Annotated in this window: 8 protein-coding genes; all 8 read right to left on the reverse strand. The window is 67.1% G+C overall.

Translation table 11 applies throughout. The features are described 5' to 3' along the window. Positions 1–37 precede the first annotated feature (37 nt). The 8 genes from MLV88_RS10960 to MLV88_RS10990 all read right to left on the reverse strand — a co-directional run bounded on the left by MLV88_RS10960 (position 38) and on the right by MLV88_RS10990 (position 18,870). Positions 38–2,284, reverse strand: coding sequence for a GmrSD restriction endonuclease domain-containing protein (locus MLV88_RS10960; RefSeq protein ID WP_242343605.1), 2,247 nt, complete (start codon positions 2,282–2,284; stop codon positions 38–40). A gap of 786 nt (positions 2,285–3,070) precedes the next feature. Then, entirely contained in the window at positions 3,071–3,523 is a 453-nt protein-coding gene (locus MLV88_RS24815) for an ASCH domain-containing protein (protein ID WP_408628795.1), read from the reverse strand. A gap of 82 nt (positions 3,524–3,605) precedes the next feature. Beyond that, positions 3,606–5,054, reverse strand: a complete 1,449-nt coding sequence (locus MLV88_RS24585) for an HNH endonuclease (protein WP_243337493.1) — start codon at positions 5,052–5,054, stop codon at positions 3,606–3,608. Between the two features lie 5 nt (positions 5,055–5,059). After that, complete coding sequence (locus MLV88_RS10970) at positions 5,060–5,836, reverse strand: HNH endonuclease (RefSeq protein ID WP_242343607.1); 777 nt, start codon at positions 5,834–5,836, stop codon at positions 5,060–5,062. Further along, entirely contained in the window at positions 5,833–6,642 is an 810-nt protein-coding gene (locus MLV88_RS10975) for an HNH endonuclease (RefSeq protein WP_243337494.1), read from the reverse strand. Before MLV88_RS10975 ends, MLV88_RS10970 begins: the two co-directional genes overlap by 4 nt. An 11-nt stretch (positions 6,643–6,653) precedes the next feature. Continuing rightward, a complete protein-coding gene (locus MLV88_RS10980; protein ID WP_243337496.1) occupies positions 6,654–10,688 on the reverse strand; it encodes an Eco57I restriction-modification methylase domain-containing protein in 4,035 nt (1,344 codons plus the stop codon). A gap of 1 nt (position 10,689) precedes the next feature. Beyond that, positions 10,690–13,518 carry a helicase-related protein gene (locus MLV88_RS10985; RefSeq protein WP_243337497.1) on the reverse strand — a complete coding sequence of 943 codons (2,829 nt, stop codon included), beginning with the start codon at positions 13,516–13,518 and terminating at the stop codon, positions 10,690–10,692. Positions 13,519–13,521: 3 nt separating this feature from the next. After that, positions 13,522–18,870 (reverse strand): DEAD/DEAH box helicase, encoded by a 5,349-nt coding sequence (locus MLV88_RS10990; protein WP_243337498.1) that lies wholly within the window; start codon positions 18,868–18,870, stop codon positions 13,522–13,524. Positions 18,871–19,019 lie beyond the last annotated feature (149 nt).

Here is a 19,019-nt window from a genome sequence, read left to right on the forward strand (position 1 = left end):
CAGTGGCTCACGGGTCCTCCCTATGCCTGCGCTCCAGTCACTTGAATCGTTGCTGGATGAACTGCTGCATCTGGTGCCCCGACAGTTCCGCCGTGGACGCTCCCGCTCGCACGAAGAAGCGCTGATTGTCGCCCTCCTTCAGGAACGCCGGAGACCCCGCTGGCTTCGCATCAATCACGAGGACGCGCTTGTCCTCGTAGCTGGTGAAGTGCGGATGGATGTACAGCGTGAACTGGCCACCGATGCGGTCCTTAAGAAGATTGTCGAAGTGAAGGAGCATCTTGTCCTCTGACTCGAACCCGTCTTCCTCCACGCCGACAGGGGCCCCGTCGTCGGCGACGCCGATGACGAGCGTCCCTCCCGACGCTGCGTTCAGGAACCCGGCGATCGTGCGCAGAACGGTGAACTCCATCTTGGGATCAGGCTTCCGCGTGTGGAGGTTGGTGCGGAGCGTCGACTTGAACTCCGTCGTGACGCCCTCGCCACCCTTCACGAGAGCCGGAACATCGAGAACCTTCGGCTTCGCGTGCTCGTGCGCACCGACGAGTCGCGCGTAGCCATCCCGGATGACCCGCGCCATGATCTCCCGGCGCTTCTCGAGAAACTCTGAGTACTGCATCGCCGCCCACCCGTCCGGCAGGGCATGCCAGCGGTGCATGTCCAGCAGTTCCTGGGCGGCGAGCCCCTTCGAAAGGGCGGGGAGGTACTTCGCCGGCGCGTCCTTCGAAATCTTCGCGTTGTCACCCCACTCCACCAGGGCGTAGTTCGCGATCTGGTTCGTATCCCGCGCCGATGCGATTCCGACTGAGGCGAGGTGCCCCTTGGGGAAGAGGTGGTGCTTCTCGATGGCGTTCCTCGGGCCGCTCACCGACGGGTCGAGCAAGTCGGAGACCGTCTGTTTCGAGAAGAGGACGCGCGCATCGAGCAACACCAGCGCCGCGTAATAGGCGAACAGCGCCGGGCTGCGCGCAGCGGACGTTGCTAGCTTGCCGGGAAGCGTGATCGACCAGAAATCGCCGGTCAGCTCCTCGTCGCAGGCGGCCTGAAGCGTCTTCACGAACCCATCTGCGTCTTTCACCCCGCGCAGTCTCGCGAGGTCGAACTCCATCGTGGACTCGGGAGAGCTGCTGTAGCGCGCCGTGAGGCTGCTCATGAAGAACCACTGCGCGATCAGCTTCCGGAGGCTACCCTCGTCGACCTTGAACTTCGAACGGCCGAGCAGGTACAGCACGTAGCTGTAGACCAGGGCCGTCTCCGAACTCACCATCGAGTCGTTTCGATAGCCGGCCTGCCGGATCGCGTTGAAGAAGCCGTGCCAGTGTGCCAGGTCGAGCGTCTCCGCCTGCGCACCCTTGAACGTCTCGAACTGCTCCGCGCGCCGCTCAGCGGTCACCGCACCGGTGTCGAGGTCCTTCCCTCTCAGAAGGGAGTACACGTGCTTCAGCCGGGCGCGCTGGAACCCGAGCCCAACTGCGATTCGCAGAAGCTGATCCGGCGACGGCTTGATGAAGTGGTTGTGAGGTGACTTCGCCTTGGGAGCCTTCGCGTCGCGACAGAACTGCTCGAGCTGAGTGCGCCCTTCGTCCCAGTAGACGCTCATTAGCGTGAGGATGAAGTCCGACTGGACGAGCGACTTGCCCTGACTGTTGATGCGCACGAACACTTCGGCGACCTGGTCGTCCTCCACCGTGGAGGCGAGCTCGAGCGCGGTGAACGGGTATGCTCGCAGCGAATACAGGCGCTGTATCGCCTGCTCTACTCGCTGCCGTTCGCCGTCATCGAGCTGACGCACAGTCGCGATGCTCTGGAAGTACGTCTTGACCAAGTCAAAGAGGCTTAGGTGGTTGCTCCAGAGAACGGAGATGTCCGGTAGGACCGTCTTGTCTTTTCGGGTCGCCGCGTCTCCGACCTGGAACTCCTGGGTCAGCGGATTGAACGCGATCTCGATCTTCTCAGGCGTGTAGTCCTCTCGCACGACTGGCACGCCACGCAGCACCGCGTACAGCGATGTGAGCCGCTGTTGCCCGTCGACGATGAGAAGGCGCGCGGGCTTCTGTTTGCCCTCCGTGCCGATCGCCTTCGCGTCGGTGGCAAGCGCGTTTTGCCAGAACAGCAGGTAGCCCACCGGGTACCCGCGGTACATCGAATCGAACAGGTCGCGGACCTTCGCATTTGACCAGACGAAAGGTCGCTGGAGATCGGGCAGCGCGAGTTCCCCGAGCTCGATGAACTTCACGAGCGCCTCGAGGTCGTATCGGACTTCCGTGAAGAGAGTCTTGCTCATGTTGTCACCGTGTACAGCGCATCTGGTTCGTCAGTGGTTCGGGCACAAGTGGGGTGCCGCAGGAGGGGCTCACGCTCGTCTGCGACTTACGAATCGTCCAAGAAGCACGACACCGGGGTAGCGGTACGAGGTGATCGGCGAGCGTGGCCACGGTGGCGGCGAGAACCACCACGCGGCGAAGTCGTGAGGTGTCTTCCGGATCTGATGAACAACTTCTGGAGCGGCGAAAGCGTCGAAGTGCTTCGGAGCAACGTCCGGCACGGCGAACACAACCCCAGCGCGCTGTGGTGCAGCGCTGTAGGGCAGACATCGAGCATCACGTACGGCCTCGGCCATTGCTCCTCTGACGCAATCCTGCCGCTGCGCGCCGACGATGGTAGGCCACGCCTGCTTCGCCTCGAGTCCCAGTTCGAGCGAGCCCACGCGGATCCACAGGTCCGCTCGCCCGTTCCCGACGTCGCCTCTCGGCCCCGCCCGCTTCGGTGACGAGTACTCCTCGAGCGCGATCCCACCGCTGGCCCAGGCGGCAGCCGCTACCATGCTCAGGGTCGCACGCTCGTTGTACCAGTACGGAAGATCATTTGGCTGCGTCTGACAGTACTTGCCGATGAGCGTGTTCCATGAGTCGAGGACCGGGCCGAGGCTTCGGGCCCGAGGGGACGTCCACACGCCCGAGTAACTCCGAACCGGCGAAATCTTGGTGACCGCCGTCATCTGGCTATCTCCTCGTCAGTGTTCAGCGGTGCGGCAAACATCCTGGGTTCCGGTGGAGCCTTTCGCGAGCGGTCATGAACGCACGCGCTCGATGTGCACCGCGCGACGTCGCGGAAGCAACCGCGTCACGGCCGGCGTAAGTCGGACCCAGATAATCGCGCCGCGCGGATGCCGATACGCCACCGGCGCGCGCAGCCTCCGGGCGCTGCTGACGATCCATGCATACGAGCCGGGCGCCGGAGGAGTTCCGCGTGAGAACCCCGCTCGGCGAGCGTTGCGCTGGCAGTCCGCGCGCGTCAGCGGGCCGACACATCCGGTGATCGTGCAGGTACCTACGATGGTACCGGACCCGCTCTCGATCAACGCCACGGGTCCGCGAACGGCAGTGGCGCGAGACCGAATCTCCAGCGTCTTCGTGCCGGCCAGGATCTTGTCGAGCGGCCCAGGGAGGATGATGAGTCCGCGTGAGATCGCCGCTCGTTCCTGAATTGCGCCCCTCCTCTTCGAGCGCGCATGCGGACTCATCGGCAGTTGTCCTTCCTGGAAGCGAACAGGAACGGCCAGGCGACCTTACCAGCCTTCCGCGGTGAGATCCCCCGCCTCCGCATCACATCATGTCCCGGCGGTGGGCCAGAGCGTCTAGCGATGGCCGCGAAGCCTCGTTCGTGGGAAGCGCGATCGCCTTCCCCTCGTATTCCCAGTACGGCGTGTGGCGCAGGCTTCGGTCCAGCCGGACGCGCCATTCGGTGTCGAGCTCGAGAAGTCGCAGGTCAAAGAGCGTGTGCAGGTCAGCCCTGAGAAGTAGACCGTTCTGGACGTGATTGGTCTCCTCGCCGCGGAAGGGCACGATGTGAGCGGCCTCGAGGACCTCCGGCACGTCACAGCCCGTGATCGCGCACGTCGAGCCGTATGCGCACAGCAGTGAGTCGCGGAACGGGCCTTGTCCCTGCCGACGGACGATCGCCGCCATCACCGTTCGGCGCCCGTCGGGTAGGTCTTTGGGATCGAACGGCTCGATCTCTGGTGCGGCCTGCGAGGCGGCCTCGGAAGCCGGGGGCGCCGCCTCCCGCACCGAGACAGCTCCAGGACACAGGGAATGCGGCACCTCGAACCCCAGCACCCTCAGGTACTCAATCAACTCCGGCGAGTACCCGACGTGCGGGGTAACCGGCTGCCGCTGCGCTGCGATCTCCATCGCAGCCACGTGGCTCCTCCACGCTCGTCCGTGGACCTCCGCGAGCGAGCCCAGAGGGAACCTGAGCGCGAGCGTTCCAGGCGCGCTCCCGAAGACTTGGCCTTCCTGGACGGCGAGACCAGCGCTCTTGAGCGCGCCGGGCAGCCCGTCCTCGCTCCTAACGATGATCTGGCACCCGTCCGGCGCGAGCGTCAGCGCGTACGGCATCCCCACGTTGAGCCGGACGAAGCTCGGCGCGAACGTGACGGTCCAGCAGGTCCCCCCGAGCGCGTTCGCCGACAGGATGGACCGGGAGAGCATCCGCGCGGCGTCTCGCCGAATCCCGGCGTCGGGGAACAGTGCGGCCCAGCGCGCCGCAGCGTCCCGGTCGCTCTCCCGAGAAATTTCAGCCTGATCGTCTTCGCGCGCGATGCCCGCGGCACTTCCCCCCCGCTGGCGCTCGTCCGCGCCACCGAGCCGTTCGACCGCGCGGTCCCAGAGCGCGAGCAGGGCTTTTTTCGACCAGGGATTCCTTTCGGCCATCTCGAGCAGGAGCCGCCTCGCGGCCTCGTCCTGCTGGATCTCGGTTGGGTTTGGTCCGAACCACTTTGCCTTGCCCCGCGAGTCGAATCCCAGGTGAACGCCATCGTCCTGGATCGGCACGGGGACCTTCAACGGTACGTCGCCCGCCATGACGCCCATGAAGACGCCGCGGCTTCCGGGCGGCGCGGCCGCGTCGGGATCCTGCATGTAGGCAAACACGATGCCGTCGGCCGTCGCCGGCATGACCTGCCCCGTCCTCCCGTTCTTCAGCCGGTACGTCGACATGCTGGGCTTCAGCAGGTGGAAGTTCTCCTCGAATGGGCCGTAGTAGACGGCCACGTGTCTCATCGGTTCGCCTCCGCTCGGCGGAACTCCTTGAGTCGATGCCAAGTCAGGTACGTCCGGTGCTCCGGCGCGAGACGCCCGACCCGCAAGCGAGCGTCGAGCCCGAGCCATCTTCGATCGGGAACGGACAAGTGCGGGGAGACCAGGATCTCGCCGTCATCCGCGACAGTGATGAAGCCGGCGTCGAAGGCGGCATCGAGGTGCGGTGCGAGCAGGAGCCCGTTGTAGACGTCGAGCCGCTCGGCGTCCGTGCCGCACGCCGCCCACGGCTTGATGTGGCTCGCGCGGAGTAGCTCGGGGACGGTCAGGCCGGTCACGGCGCACCGGCCCTCCCAGTACTCCATCAGCCCGGCGCGGAAGACGTCCTGGCCTACCCGCTGGACGACAAGCCGCTCGGCTTCGGTGGCGCGCGGGAGCGCCTTCGTCTTTTCCTCAAAGACGTGCAGGAGCTCGTCCGGCAGGGTGCGCGCGAGCTGGTATGCCCGGCGCAACAACTCGTGCAGGACGTCGAAGCCTGGCGTCATCCGCGCAGCCGCAGCCCCGGGGGGCAGCCCGACAGTAGTCGTCGTGCCGAGCGCGCCAAGCGCGCGGTCCACGTCCATCCGGGAGAGCGCGACGACGGGCTGGCCGGCCTTGGCGACGCCGAGCCACACGCGAAGCGGCGCGTGATTGCTTCCGAACGCGAGCCAGTCGCCATGCGCGCCTCGCGGACGGTCGAACCCGTTGTCCGCCGCAGCCTTCTCGAGCCGTGTGGCCGTCAGGGGAGCCAGGCTCACGTCGCGGCTCCTCGCCTACCCTTCTGTAGGATCCGGCGGAGCTCCTCGATAGCCATGGGAATCTCCCGGCCATGGTGCACGACGCGATGGCACGTCGCGCAGAGCAGCGCGAAGGCGTCCGTCCCCTTGGGCACCTGCGGCCCCTTGCTGAGCGGGATGCGGTGGTGCACCTCGAGGACCTCGGCGTGCGAATCGCCGTACCGAGCGCCGACGTCGATGCCGCACGCATCGCAGCGGAGCGCTCCGACAGCCGCGCGAACCTGCAGGAGCCTTTGGCGGTTCGCCGCGTTGCGCTCGGTTGCCACGTGCGTCCGCAGCACCTTCCGCCCTTCCGGCGCGAGCTGAAGGTCGCCGACCTGCTCATCCACGATGGCATCGAGCGTGGGACGCGTCAGCTTGCGGGCACGGACGTTTCGTCCCCGCGTTGGGGAGCACCGGTCCGCTTCCCGGAGCAGGGCATTCAGGCGGCTCGCGATCTCGGCGGGAGGAGTGGCGTAGCTCCGCGGATACCGAAGCCACGCCCATTCCGGGATGCTGCGCCGGACGTCCGCGAGCTCAAGTGGGCGCTGCAGCAGCTTCAGTTCTCCGACCAACGACCTGAATGCAGGACGGTTGCCAAACAGGCCGCGCGTGGGCTCGTCCTCGATGACACCAGTCGCGGTGAACTGCGATCTATTGAAGAGGAAGACTGCATCGTTCCCCGGTTGTGCGTCTTTCGGCACGATCCAGCCAATCGGCTTGCCGCGGCGTGCCGCCCGCTGTAGGGCATTCTTCGCAGTGTTCTCTCCGACCAGAACCCGCAGCATCTCCCCCCCTATCAGTTCTTGCGTCGTGCCGCCTTGCGGCCCGTCTCCTCACGAGGCGGGTGCGCGACACGAGGATCCGCCGGAGACGGGTCGAGCCGCGTTCGGTACGGGCGGCGGGTACGGATAGCGTCCGCCATTGCGGCGTACACCTCCAGGATCACGCGCTTGGTGCGGTACTCCCCGTAGGCCTTCTCATCGTTCTTCCGTACGATAGGGAAAGTGTCGAGGATGTACTCGGCGTCCTCGTGGGAGATGCCGTAAAGATGGAAGAAGGCCGCGTCGAGCTCGCAGCGAAGCGCGAAGCGCCGATCGGGATCCCAGCGGAAAGGGGGGCCGCCATAGCACAGATCGTTCGCAAAGCCCTCCAGGTCCCACGCTGTGTATGTGAGCTCAAGGACGTGAGGGCGCAGCCACTCAGCGACTGTCAGGCCCGCTCCCCAAGCCGCTGGCTCGGTGTACGCTTCCGGTCGCAGTACAGGAAGCTGTTTCAGTATGAAATAGGTAAGGGAGGTCCCACCGACCTTCTGGCGCGCCGTGTAGTCGAACGGAAGCGCACAGAGATTCGCGTACAGCGCTGCAACGAGCCGGGGGTCCGCACTGGACATCATCAAAGGAAACTTATGCCCTACGGCCGCACACGGGAGCACCGAAGCAACGACGGTCCTCTCGTTGTAGCTCTTGGACACGTCTCGCCAGCCCAGCAGCCACCCGGATGCCTTCGACTGCCCGAGACGCGCTGACACGTCCTCCGCTGCGACCCAGTATCGCGGCGATGGAGAGTAGTAGGGATCGGTGAGCTTCGTGAGTGGCACGTCTGGAAGAGCGCGTGTATCCGTCCCCTCCTTCTCCGCGGGGCGATCCGCGTAGTCGCCATACCTGTGATCGAAGTGGTGCAGCATCTTCCCTTCGATCAGCGGCAGGTAGCGAGTCCCGTTCCCGACGTATCCGCTCCCGTCACGCGCACACCCGCTTGACTCTAAATCCGCTCGAGAACGGAATAGTTCCGAGTCATTCGCCATGTGAAACATGGTCATGAACCGAAGTGCCCACGGATTGCCGAGCGGATCTTGTTCGCGCCAAAGGACACCTACCCTCCGATACAGCGCTAAGTTGATGTTCGCGTCGCGCCCTGATCGGAAGGTAGGACAAGTCCTCGTGTTGGGATTGACGACGCGAAAGTCGGCTGCCGCAAGCGAGAAGTGCCGTAGCGGATTACTGAGATCAGCCACCTGGTACGCAAAGAAGAGTAAGTCGGCCCGCTCCCGACCCGATCCGATAGTGAGCAGTGAGAACTTCGTCTGCCTTGCCACGTCGACGAAGATGCCGTCTTTGTTCTCAAAGTCGTAGATGGAACGCAGTTGATCGGCGTCGACCAGCGCACAGAAGTATTCTTTTGTTGTATCGTCCGTTGCGATTCCAGTCGGCACGATGAAGCCGGCGCGCCCCGACGGTCCGAGAATGGTCCGGTTATGCTCGGCAAAGAGCGTGTACGTGTTCACGTCTCCCTTCCCGCACAGCGGGAACCGGCCTGAGTTGCGAGCCAGGTGGCTTTGACCTTCGGCCTCCCGGCTCGCCGCCTTCCAGTCGCTCCACAGGGCGGGGTCGATCCTGGGCAGGGCGCTTATGAGCTTCTTGCGGGACGCAGCATTGGGAGCATCCGCGATCTCGGGGCTGCGCGAGGCGAAGAACTCCTGTTCCTGAAGCTTCACCCGCTCCCACGGTGGGTTTCCAATAACGACGTCGAATCCTCCCCGCGCAAAGATTTGAGGGAACGCAAGGTGCCAGTGAAAGAATCGGTACTGGCTCGATAGGTCTTGCACCGACTTCTCGGTGAGCGGCGGCTGACCCCTTCCATCACGAATCTGCCTCCACAACTCGTTCGTCGGTGCTGCCTCCACAATCGGGGAGGGCTTCTTTGGTTCTAGAGGTGGCTTGGGCCAAACAAACGCCGCGCACCAAGCATCGGCCACAAGCCGTTGGTGCCGGTAGGCAGCGGAGGCGCGAAGATCTTCCCAGCGAGCTTCCTTGCTAGCCACGGCTGCTAGATCCGCATCGGGAGCCTCGTCGAGCGCGGCAACTGCTTTGGCTACCTCAGCGGACTCCCGCTCGCCAACCGGCGCTTTCGACAGATCAAACGCTCGCTGCCCTTCTGCGGCAGCCTTGTTTTTCTTCTTGAGGAGGCTCGCCGTCTTCTTGTCGTCCCCCTCGATGGGCTCGAAGGCGGCATCGGGCACACCCCTCTTCATCAACTCCGGCGTCGCACCGAGGAGCGCATTCCCGCGTTGGACGTGAGAGTCGAGGAACGAGAGCGGTTGCCCGGGCTCGACGGCCTCCATCCAAAGACTCACGCGGCAGAGTTCCACCGCCATCGGGTTCACGTCGACACCAAAGACGCACCGACTTATGACTTGGCGGAGCGCGTGGCGGTACTCCGCGGGCAAGGGAGTTCCCTCGGCTTGGAGCCGCGCCACCTGCGCCGCGAGGCGGCGCGCAGCAGCGAGAAGGAAGTGACCGCTGCCGCACGCTGGATCGACGATGGCGAGGCGGAGGAGCGCCTCCGCTGGGCTCGCGGGGTTTGCCGCGATGGTCTGCTGCACCACGGGTTCAAGCGCGGTATCGAGTAGAACCTGCACGAGCGAATCGGGGGTATAGTAGCTGCCCGTCGTCTTCCGAGCGTTCCCCTTTGTCTCGGCTCCCGTAGCGAACGTGAAGCCTCTTCCTCCTCCAACGATGCGCGGCACTAGCTCGAGGAGGCTCTCATAGACGCTGCCGAGCTCCTCAGGCCCCATGTCGCGCCAGTTCACGCGCGAGAGCCCGGAGTCCTCGCGCAGCCATGAGAGCTTGAATAGCGCCAAGAGAATGGCGCGGTTCTCAAGCCTCGCGGAGTCCAGGTGAGGACACTGGTGCGCGGCGAAGATGCCACCGAGTGCGGGCAGGGCGAGTCGCGGCTCGCCGGTAGCCACGCCGCGCAGTACGACCTTCAGTCCCTCCCACAGGTCTGAGAAGCGATCGTGTGCGCTTCGCTTGAGCGACCGATCGCGGACTCGGCGAAGGGCGTACCCGTCCGCGTAGAGCTTGCGCTGGGCTTCGTCCGCGCCGTCGGGGTGCAGCACCCCGCGCTCCTCGACGGTCAGGAGGAAGATGATCCGGTAGACGAGGCGGAGCAGTTCCTGGAAGTAGGCCTGTGTCGTCAGCTTCCCGGCGTGCAGCGCCTCGCGTAGGCCTGCGTTTCCAGGGTGTGCGAGGAAGCCCGTCCCGAGCGCGACAAGAGCGTCCTCCACCCCGTTCCGCAGGTGCTCCCGAGCACGCGTGCCCTCCTCGCGACCGGCCGCGCGCCACGCCTCGAGGGCACACTCGGCCGCCGGAGTCCCGTGCCTGCCGAAGCGGGTTTCGTGTGCGACGAGCCACAGGGCGGCGAAGTCGGCGTAGCGGGTCTCGGTGAAGATCCGCTCGAGGTCGGCCTCGAGCCAGGTCGGGCGCGTGAGGCTCGCGTTGTCACGGAGCACGCGGAGCGTGACCCCATCGCTGGCGATCCCCCACATCGCGCCGTCCGAGGCGTTCAGGTACTCCTGGGCGAGCCCGAAAGCACTTCGTCGACGCGCACCGTCGCCGAACACCGGGTTGGGCCGGTCCAGACCCGAGCCCGCAGAACCGATCACGACGGGCACGCGACCGCCAAGCGCGACATAGCCGAGGGGGTACATCCTCCCCTCCACCTCGAGCGATCCTGTCGCGGCGAGCGACGCAAAGCCGAATGCCTCGCGCAGGAGCGCCGTCACGAAGCGCTCCGCGAGCGCCTTCGGGTCCGCGCCCGCGGCCTTCCCGGCGGCGAACTCCGCCCAGTGCGCCTGCGCGATGCGCCAGTAGCGGCCGATCTCGTCCCGGACGTTGAGGCCCTTCGGGATCCGATAGTCCGCCTCTCCCTGCTGGTCCGCCAGGAGCTGTGCCACGCGCGCGAGCCACTCGGGCGAGAGGAGCCCACCTTCGATGGTGAGCGCCTCGAACGCGATCTGGACGTCACGGTCGCGGCGGCGACGGGGGGCCATCTCAGCGATCTCCCGGGAGGAGGACGTAGACCCCTACGACATCGGGCGGAAGGAGCGCCTTCACCGACCACGAGCCGCGTGCATCGGCCGCCTCGCGGACCCGCCTGTGATCAGCGAGGAGCGCCTCGGCACGACGCCGCGTGAAGGCTTCCAGCTCCGCGATCCGGTCGGAGAGCAGATTGACGGCCTTCGCGAGAACGCGCTCCACCACCCGCGCCGGCGGGTCCTTTAGCGGGGCGAGCGTCAGGAGCTTGAGGGCGTCCAGTCCCTCGACGACCCGCGGGGACTCGACACCGCCCCAGGCGAGAGCGGCGGCCTCCTCGACCAGCAGGGTGGAAACCCGTCCCCTCCTCGCGGTCAGCTGGTGGCGCAGCCGCAGTAGCGCCACGGTGGTCTGCTCCGAGACGTCCTTAGAGACCCAGCAGCCGATGCGGCCCAGCACGCCGGCATCGGGGGCCTCGCCGTTCCCGGCGTCGTCGCGAACGTCTGCGAGCGTCCGCTCTAGGAGAGTCTCCGCAAGGATCGCGACGAGTGGGTGGCTACGCTGCACGGCCCTGCACCGCGGCGCAGGAGGGGTCGCGAAGTCCACGAGCGGGGCTCCCGTCAGCCCCTCCGCCTCCAACCGTTCCCGCACGTCCTCGGGGAGCGGCGCGAGCGCCGCCTTGAAGCCCCGGCGCTTCGTCGACGAGAGGGGCTCGAGCCCGGACCCGAGGCGGGCGAGAGAACGACCCGTGAACCGCTCCACGTCCCCCTCTCCGCCGATCGCGGAGAGGGTCTTCTGCCACTCGGGGAGGACGTCGTCGGGCCTGAGGCGGCGCTGGGCGAAGACGGTGCGGTTCGCCTTTGCGACAATGGCGGCATCGCGCCAGCGATCGTCGATCGCTCTGGCCTCCGGCGTCTCGCTGAAGTCGAGCACGCGCTGCTTGCGATCGGACTTGTGTCGCAAGAAGACTGCACGCATCAACGCCTGCGTGAGTGAGTGGCTCTCGTCCGGCAGCGGGACCGGGACGCCCAACTCCTGCCGGATCTTCTCGGCCTTCCGTAGGATGACCTCGAGGACGGCGCCGTCGACCGGGTTGTTCGCGCCGTAAATGAGCGTCGCGCGGACGACAGGGCTCTTCTGGCCGAAGCGGTCCACCCGTCCCTCGCGTTGCTCATGACGAGTGGGGTTCCAGGAGAGGTCGTAGTGAACCACCGCGTCGAAGTGACCTTGCAGGTTGACGCCCTCTGACAGGCAGTCGGTCGCAACGAGGAGGCGCCGCTCCGCTTCGCCCATGTCCTCGACCCGCTCCTTGCGCTCGTCCGACGTCAGCTCGCCCGTCACGACGGCCAGCTTCACGCCACCGAAGCGCCCTTCGAGGTGCTTCGCGAGGTAGTGCGCGGTAGCGATGTACCGGCAGAAGACGACCGGGTTGAAGCCATCGTCGATGAGCTTGCCGAGGTGGTCGGTCAGGAGCTTCAGCTTGGGATCGCCGGACTGGCCAGCCAGCTTCTCGGCTTCGTCGATCAGGCCGGCCAGCGCGCGATCCTCGATCTCGAGAGGAGGCTCTACGTCGTCCTCGACCAGTACATCGCTCGAGCCATCGAAGATCCGCTCTTCGAGAGCATCCTCTTCGAACTCCCCTTCGCCTGCTCGGGCGCGGCTGCGGAGCGCCTGCGCTCCGGCGGCCGGGCTCGAGGCGACGCAGCGCATCAGCGCGAGCGTGCCCCAGAAGTTCAGGCGTCGCCGGCGCTCGTCACCGCCGGCGGCCTCCACCACCGCAGCGCAGTAGTCCAGTACGCCCTCGAAGAAGCGGTCCCAGGCACCAGTCAGCTGGTAGGTGAGCTCCTTCGTTTCGCGCTTGGGGAAGGTGTGCCCTTCCTTCCACTCGTCGAGGTCCGGCCTGCGCCGTTGAACGAAGTGGCGCGACAGCGCCTCGCGGAGTTCCTCCCGCTCCTTCCCACTCGCGTCCTTGAGCGTCCCGAACCGCGCGTCGATGAGACCGAGGAGACGATAGAAAGCGTCCTCGTCGCCGCTGTGCGGCGTGGCGGTGAGCATCACGAGGTGGCGGGCAATCGCCGCCGCGCCGCTCGCGACCAGACCCTTGAGCAGCTCGTAGCGCTGGTGCCGCCCCGCTCCGGGTGCCGCGCACGTATGCGCTTCGTCCACGATGACGAGCTCGGGGCACGCCCGCAGGAAGTCGTCCCGGCGCCGATCGCTCTTGATGTAGTCGAGGCTCACGACGGTGAAGCGGTGGACAGAGAAGATGCTCTCCGTCTGCGGCAGGTCGCGCTCGAGCCGGTTCGCCGTGCCGGCGGTCACGGCGACCGCTCGGATGTGGAAGCGGTCCTCGAGTTCCGCAAGCCACTGGTCGACGAGGTGGGGCGGACAGAGCACCGTGAACCGCTCGATCTCCCCGCGATCGAGGAGCTCTCGCGCCACCAGCCCCGCTTCGATGGTCTTGCCGATGCCCACGTCGTCGCCGATGAGAAGGCGAACGGGGTCGAGCTTCAGCGCCATGAGCAGCGGCACGAGCTGGTAAGCGCGGGGCTCGACCGAGATCTGGCCGAAGCTGCGGAATGGGCCCGCGCCGCGGCGGAGCGAGAGCAGGAGTGCGTCGCGGAGGAGGAGCGCCGAGTCCTGTCCGCCCTGCTGGGCCAAGGCCGGAACCGGGAAGGTCGCGTCGGTGACTGGCTCGGCCTCGAGGCCGAGGTGCACGACGGCGAAGTCCTCCTCGGAGCCCGAGACGGGCCGCAGCCTGAGAACCTCCGCATCGCTTCCCGTGAGGACGATCCACTCGCGCCCCCGGGCGCGCACGAGGCTGCCCGGGCTGTACTGGACGTTGGGCATGCGCTAACCCCGGAGTTCCTTCGCGAGACGCTCGAACGGCTCGCCCCAGCGGTCCTCGGTTCCTTCGAAGGCGATCACCTCGTACCCGCGGTCACGCAGCGGGCCAGCCTGCGAGGCGTCGCCGAGCACGACCGCGACGAAGAGGTCGCGCCAGACGAGCGGGTACGTCTCGCCGTTCGCGGCGAGCGGCTCCGGATCGGGGCGCGGCAGATCCCGATCGAGCGCGAGCGCGAGCCACCGGGCGACCGCGGGAGACGCGGATGGGCCTCGAGGAGAAGCCGGGGCGGCGGGCTCGGTGGACGGATCCTCCACCTGCTGGGCGAGGCCCTCCACCCTGGCTGACGCGAGCCTCCAGAGAATCTCGCGCGCCTTCTCGTCGCGGCGGTCGAGTAGCTCGTGGTCGGGCTGGTTGTAGTACGACATCACGCACCGGTAGCACGCCGCCACGCAGCGCGTCCCCGCCACGTCCCGGAGCTTCTGCGGATCCGGGGGCAGCGTCCGGCCGTCGGGGCCGAGGTCGAAGTGCAGGATCCGAAGCGCGCGGAGCGCGATCTGCGCGACCGACTCCGGCTCCGCTACGAGCCGGGTGAGCACGCCCGCGCCGCCCTCCGTCGCCTCGTAGAGCAGGAACCCCTTGCGGTCGTCGCGGGTCGGCATCGGCTCCGCGAGGATCTCGCTCTCCTCGAGTTGGAAGGCCGACTCGATGCCGCGCAGCAGCGCGTGCTGGACCGTCGCGAGCGTCTTCTCGTCGAGGCTCGTCTCGGCCGGCTTCACGAGGAGCGCGTTCTTGCGGTCGAGCACCCACGGCACGATCCGCTGACGAGGCGCCGCGGTGGGATCGCCGGTCCCGTCGCCCTCGTCCTCGTTCTTCGCCCAGTAGCCCGTGACCGGGTCGATGAGGAACCCGAGCTGCTTCCGGTTCGCGCGACGCCGGAGCCCCTTGTTGATGCGAGAGATGGTGGCCCCGGGGCCGTAGACCAGCCGGACGACCTCCCCGTGTCCGTCCGCCGCCGCGCCCTTCCGGAAGTCGAGGACGCCCTCGCGTCGCGCCCACTCGAAGGTCGTCTGGAGCTCGAAGCCCTGGCGCTGACGCTCCTCGTCGTTGGCGGTGATCCGCTCCGCCTGGAGAGTCGCCACGTTCTCGATCCGGTAGATGCTGTTCACGATCTCGGCGTCACCCAGCGGAACGCCGCAGGCGTGGCACACGGAGGTCCTGTCATCGAAGTGTCCCCCGCCGCACTCCCTGCAGATCCGGACGGTCTTCGTCGGCAGCATGGAGTCGGGCGTCGCGCTCTCCTTCTGGTTGAGCGCGAGCAGCGCCCGGACGACGCGATAGGCGCGGCCCTCGTGGTAGACGAGGCTCCGCGGCCCGAACTCAGAGAGCGCGAGGAAACGGGGACGCTGCAGATATGTCTGCTTGCCGCGTCCGTCTGCGGTGGCCGGCACGTAGGCCATGAGCGGCAGCCGCGGGAAGTTGTACCCGGGAAGGAAGCCCTCGGTGGCGAGGTATCGGTATGTGTAGAAGTCACTCGAGAACGTGCTCGAGCCCTTCTGCAGCAGGTTGATCTGGTCGAATGCCTGCGCGTGGCGACTCTTCGCCGCCAGCCGGTCCTGGTTGGACGCCGAGTAGTCGTCCATCATCCGTCGGGAGGCGTCGCGCTGCGCCTCGGCCGCGGCGAGAAGGTCGCGCCAGCGGTCGAATGCCTTCGAGAGCTCGTCCAGGGCGCGGCCAGCCACCTGCTCCGCGAACGCCTCGCGGCCGGGGTACCAGGGCGCGGCCTCGCGCGTCAGCTCCGGGTCGACGAGCTCCAGCAGGCGGCGAATGCGCGCGGTGGCCTCCTGCGTGACACGTGGCTCGGCCATCGGCTTTCGCACGTCCTCGCGCATCGGCCGCGCGGGGTCTGAGAGGACGAGGATGTCCGCGATGGACGGATCGAGCGGCTGCTCGGTGCAGGCGAGCCAGATCGCCTGCAGGTGGCTCTCGACCAGCTCGCGGTTCGCGAGGTCGAGGAGCGGCGGGCGAACCTCTCCGTACACCATCGCCTTCGGATCGCTGAAGAAGTACTGATCGTGCGGGCTCTGCGCCGCGCAGTAGGTGAGCACGAGCGCGGCCTGGCCGCTGCGCCCGGCGCGCCCGCTGCGCTGCGCGTAGTTTGCGGGGGTGGGCGGCACGTTGCGGAGGTAGACGGCGTTCAACGCGGAGATGTCCACGCCGAGCTCCATCGTGGGCGAGCAGAAGAGCACCGGCAGGAATCTCGTCGCCTCACCCATCTGTCGGAGCTGATCGGCCGCCGTCTTCAGCTCCTCCCGCTCCTTGTCGCCGTAGCGGAAGCGCTTCTCGCGGATGACGCGCTTGTCGCCCTCGACCTGCGCCGTGTGCTCGCGCGCCTCGAAGCCGAAGAGCGGGTGCGCCGGCGAGCGGAGTAGATCGGCGAGGGTGCCGTAGAACTCCTCGAAGTAGGGATTCCTGACGACGGCCGACTTCTTCCGCCGCTTGCGGCGCGGCTGCGCCGGGTCGTCCTGCCGGAAGAGGACGCAGTCCTCGTTGAGCCGCCAGCCGGTCACGTCGCCGAAGGGCGTCGCCTCCTCGGAGACCAGCCCGTGCTCTCTCGCCGCGCGGAGGATCCCGACGATGAGCTTCTCCATCTCGTCGGTCTTGAGCTGCCGAACGGCGCCGCTATCCCAGAGCTCCGTGTCTCGGAGGATGCGGCCCAGCGCGCTCCGGGCGCCACCGCGCACGACGAGATCCTCGTCGCGCAGCGCGATGTCGCGCCGGCTGAGGGGCGCTACGATCAGCCAGCGTGCGCGCCGCGGCTGCTCGTCCTCGCCAAAACCCCAGGGCGGACGCAGCCGTGCGAACGATCGGGCGCGGAGCGACTCTACGTTGCTCGCGTCCAGCACGACGCTGCGGATCGCCATCCACTTCCGGAGGTGATCGAGGACCTCGCGGTAGACCTCGCGACGCACATTGACGCTCGCCGCCTTCAGGATCGGGCTCGCCTTCGCGATCTCCTCCTCGTCCGCGATGAGCTCCTCGAGGCCGAGGTACTCGACGTCCACGAGCCCCAGCTGCTCGAGGTTTGGGTTCGTGTAGCGCCACCCGCGCCGCTGGTCGAACCAGATGCGGTAGGCGAGCACCTCGCGGAGCGTCTTCTCCGCCTCCTGCAGGTTGAAGCCCTTGAGGCTCGGCTCGAGCAGCCACTCTGCCCTGATCTCCTGGATGGGCCGATCGAACCCGAGTGACTTCTGCTGCGCGTCGCCCAGCCGGTCGCTTCGCAGGCCCGCTTCCCCCGCCGCCTCGAGGGCGCCCAGGAATCCGCCGCGGAGGAGGCTCGCGAAGAGGAAGTCGTTGAAATGCCCGGACTGAAGCGCGGCGTCCTGCCGGTTGTCGGTGAAACCGAGCAGCTTCCGCTTGAACGCATCGAGCCCGGATTCCTCGCCGTGCATCCATCGGAGCGAGCTTGCGACGAGGACCGTGGTCGCGGAGCTGCGGCCCTCCGCGGAGAGCGAGGCCAGCCGGTTGCGGTCCCGGGCGGCCGTGCCCTGCGTCTCCTTGCAGCGGAGGCACAGGCGGAAGCGCCCGGGCGTGAACCAGGCCCGGTTGCCCGAGCCCACCTTGCCGGTAGGCTCGACCCGAAGCTCTTGGGCGCGGTTCGCGCGGTAGTGTGGCTTGAGGCGCGGCGTCTGGTTGGCGTCGTACTCCAGCCAGTTCTCTGGGTAGTCCTCCACCTGATCTGAGAACGCGAACTCGGCGTCCGGTGGGTGGAGGGTGAGGAACCCGAACACCTCGCCATCGAGCACACCCTCGGTCTCGTCGGACGCCTCCGCCTTCTCGTCTCCCTCGGGCTTCGGCGGTGCGGCGTCGTCGATGTCCCGCGCGAGCACCGTGCGGTCGCCGGCCTCGGTCTTCAGGCGCACCGGGTGATACTCCTGCCCGCACGTCCTGCAGAAGTGGAGGGGGTAGAGCCGCTTGTCGGGGTGGCCGGGCAGGAACTGCTGGCCGTCAACAGTGACGACCCGCTGTCCGGTTGGCTCGACCGTCGCGAAGGCGTGACCCGCGCCCGAGATGAACTGGTGGAGCTTGAAGGCGAAGAAGCTCGCTTCCTTTCCTCCCGGCCCCGTTCGCTCGACCTCGGGTACGCTCGAGACCATGAGGAGGTTCCGGAGCGCGGTGCGGCACGCGGCCTCTTCCTTTCCCGAGTCGCGCGCGAGCGTCGTCACGGCTTCGCTCACCGTGAGTGGCTGCGCCCGGACGAGGCGTTGGTCTGGCTCCGACCACGTCACTCCGAGGCGGGTCTCGACCCAGATCGCGAGCGGGTGAACACGCAGCGCGTCGTCGGAGATGTCGGCGGGGATCGGCGTGTCGATCGCCACCGCGAGCGCGTCCTTCACCCGGTCGGCGTCCCGGTCCGGATCGGTGACTCGCTCGAGCTTCTCGGTGATGACGTTGTTCGGCGTCACCTTGACTGAGAAGAGCTTCGAGGCGACCCGCGCAACGGCCGCGTTCTTGTCCTCCTGCGAGCCTCCCGAGGCCATCGTGGCCGACGTGCCCACGCACTGGAGGCCGGCCCGGGCGAGGCGTTCCCGGACGCGTCGAACGAGGAGCGCCACGTCCGCGCCCTGCCGACCGCGGTACGTGTGCAGCTCGTCGAGCACGAGAAACCGCAGACCGTGGCAGTTGCCGATGACCTTCTTGTCGAGCGGGTCCTGACGCGTCATCAGGAGCTCGAGCATCATGAAGTTCGTGAGGAGGATGTCCGGCGGATCGTCGGCGACCGCCTGGCGCTCCTCGGTGCTCTCCTGGCCGGTGTAGCGGGCGAAGGTGACGGGCCGCGGGCCCTGGACGTGCTTCAGGAACTTGTCGAGCTCCTCGAGTTGGGAGTTCGCGAGCGCGTTCATCGGGTAGATGACGATCGCGCGCGTGCGCTTCGCCGCGCCAGCCTTCTTCTCAGCGAGCACCGCGTCGACGATGGGAATGAAGAAGCAGAGGGACTTGCCCGAGCCTGTTCCCGTCGTGACAACGTAGCTCTCGCCAGCCGACGCAAGCGAGATCGCTTCTTCCTGGTGCTTGAATAGCTTCAGCGTGTCGCCGCGGGGCTGTTCCGGGGTCGGATCAGTGCGGAAGATGTCCGCGCATGCGGGCTGCAGCTCGCCGGCGACGACCAGCTTCTCGACCGTCGTTACGCGCTGATAGTTCGGGTTGATCTGGATCAGCGGCTCTGGCCAGTACCGCTTGTCGGCGTAGATCGCGTCGATCTGGTTGCGGAGGTCATCCGCGAAGATCGTCGTGAACGAAGTCGCGAACTCCTCGTACTCGCGAACGACGGTGTCTCGAAGTGAGAAGACATCCATGGGGTGGACGAGGCGCGGATAGTGGTGTGACTGCGGCCCCGCCCCGCCGAGACCGAGAATGGTACACCGGGAGCGGACGTAAAGCGTACCTCATGCCCGCCCCCGACCCCTGACCAGGGGACGCAAGCGGCCCAGGATGAGGGTTGGGC

It is taken from the genome of Anaeromyxobacter soli (assembly GCF_022808855.1).
GTDB lineage: Bacteria > Myxococcota > Myxococcia > Myxococcales > Anaeromyxobacteraceae > Anaeromyxobacter > Anaeromyxobacter soli.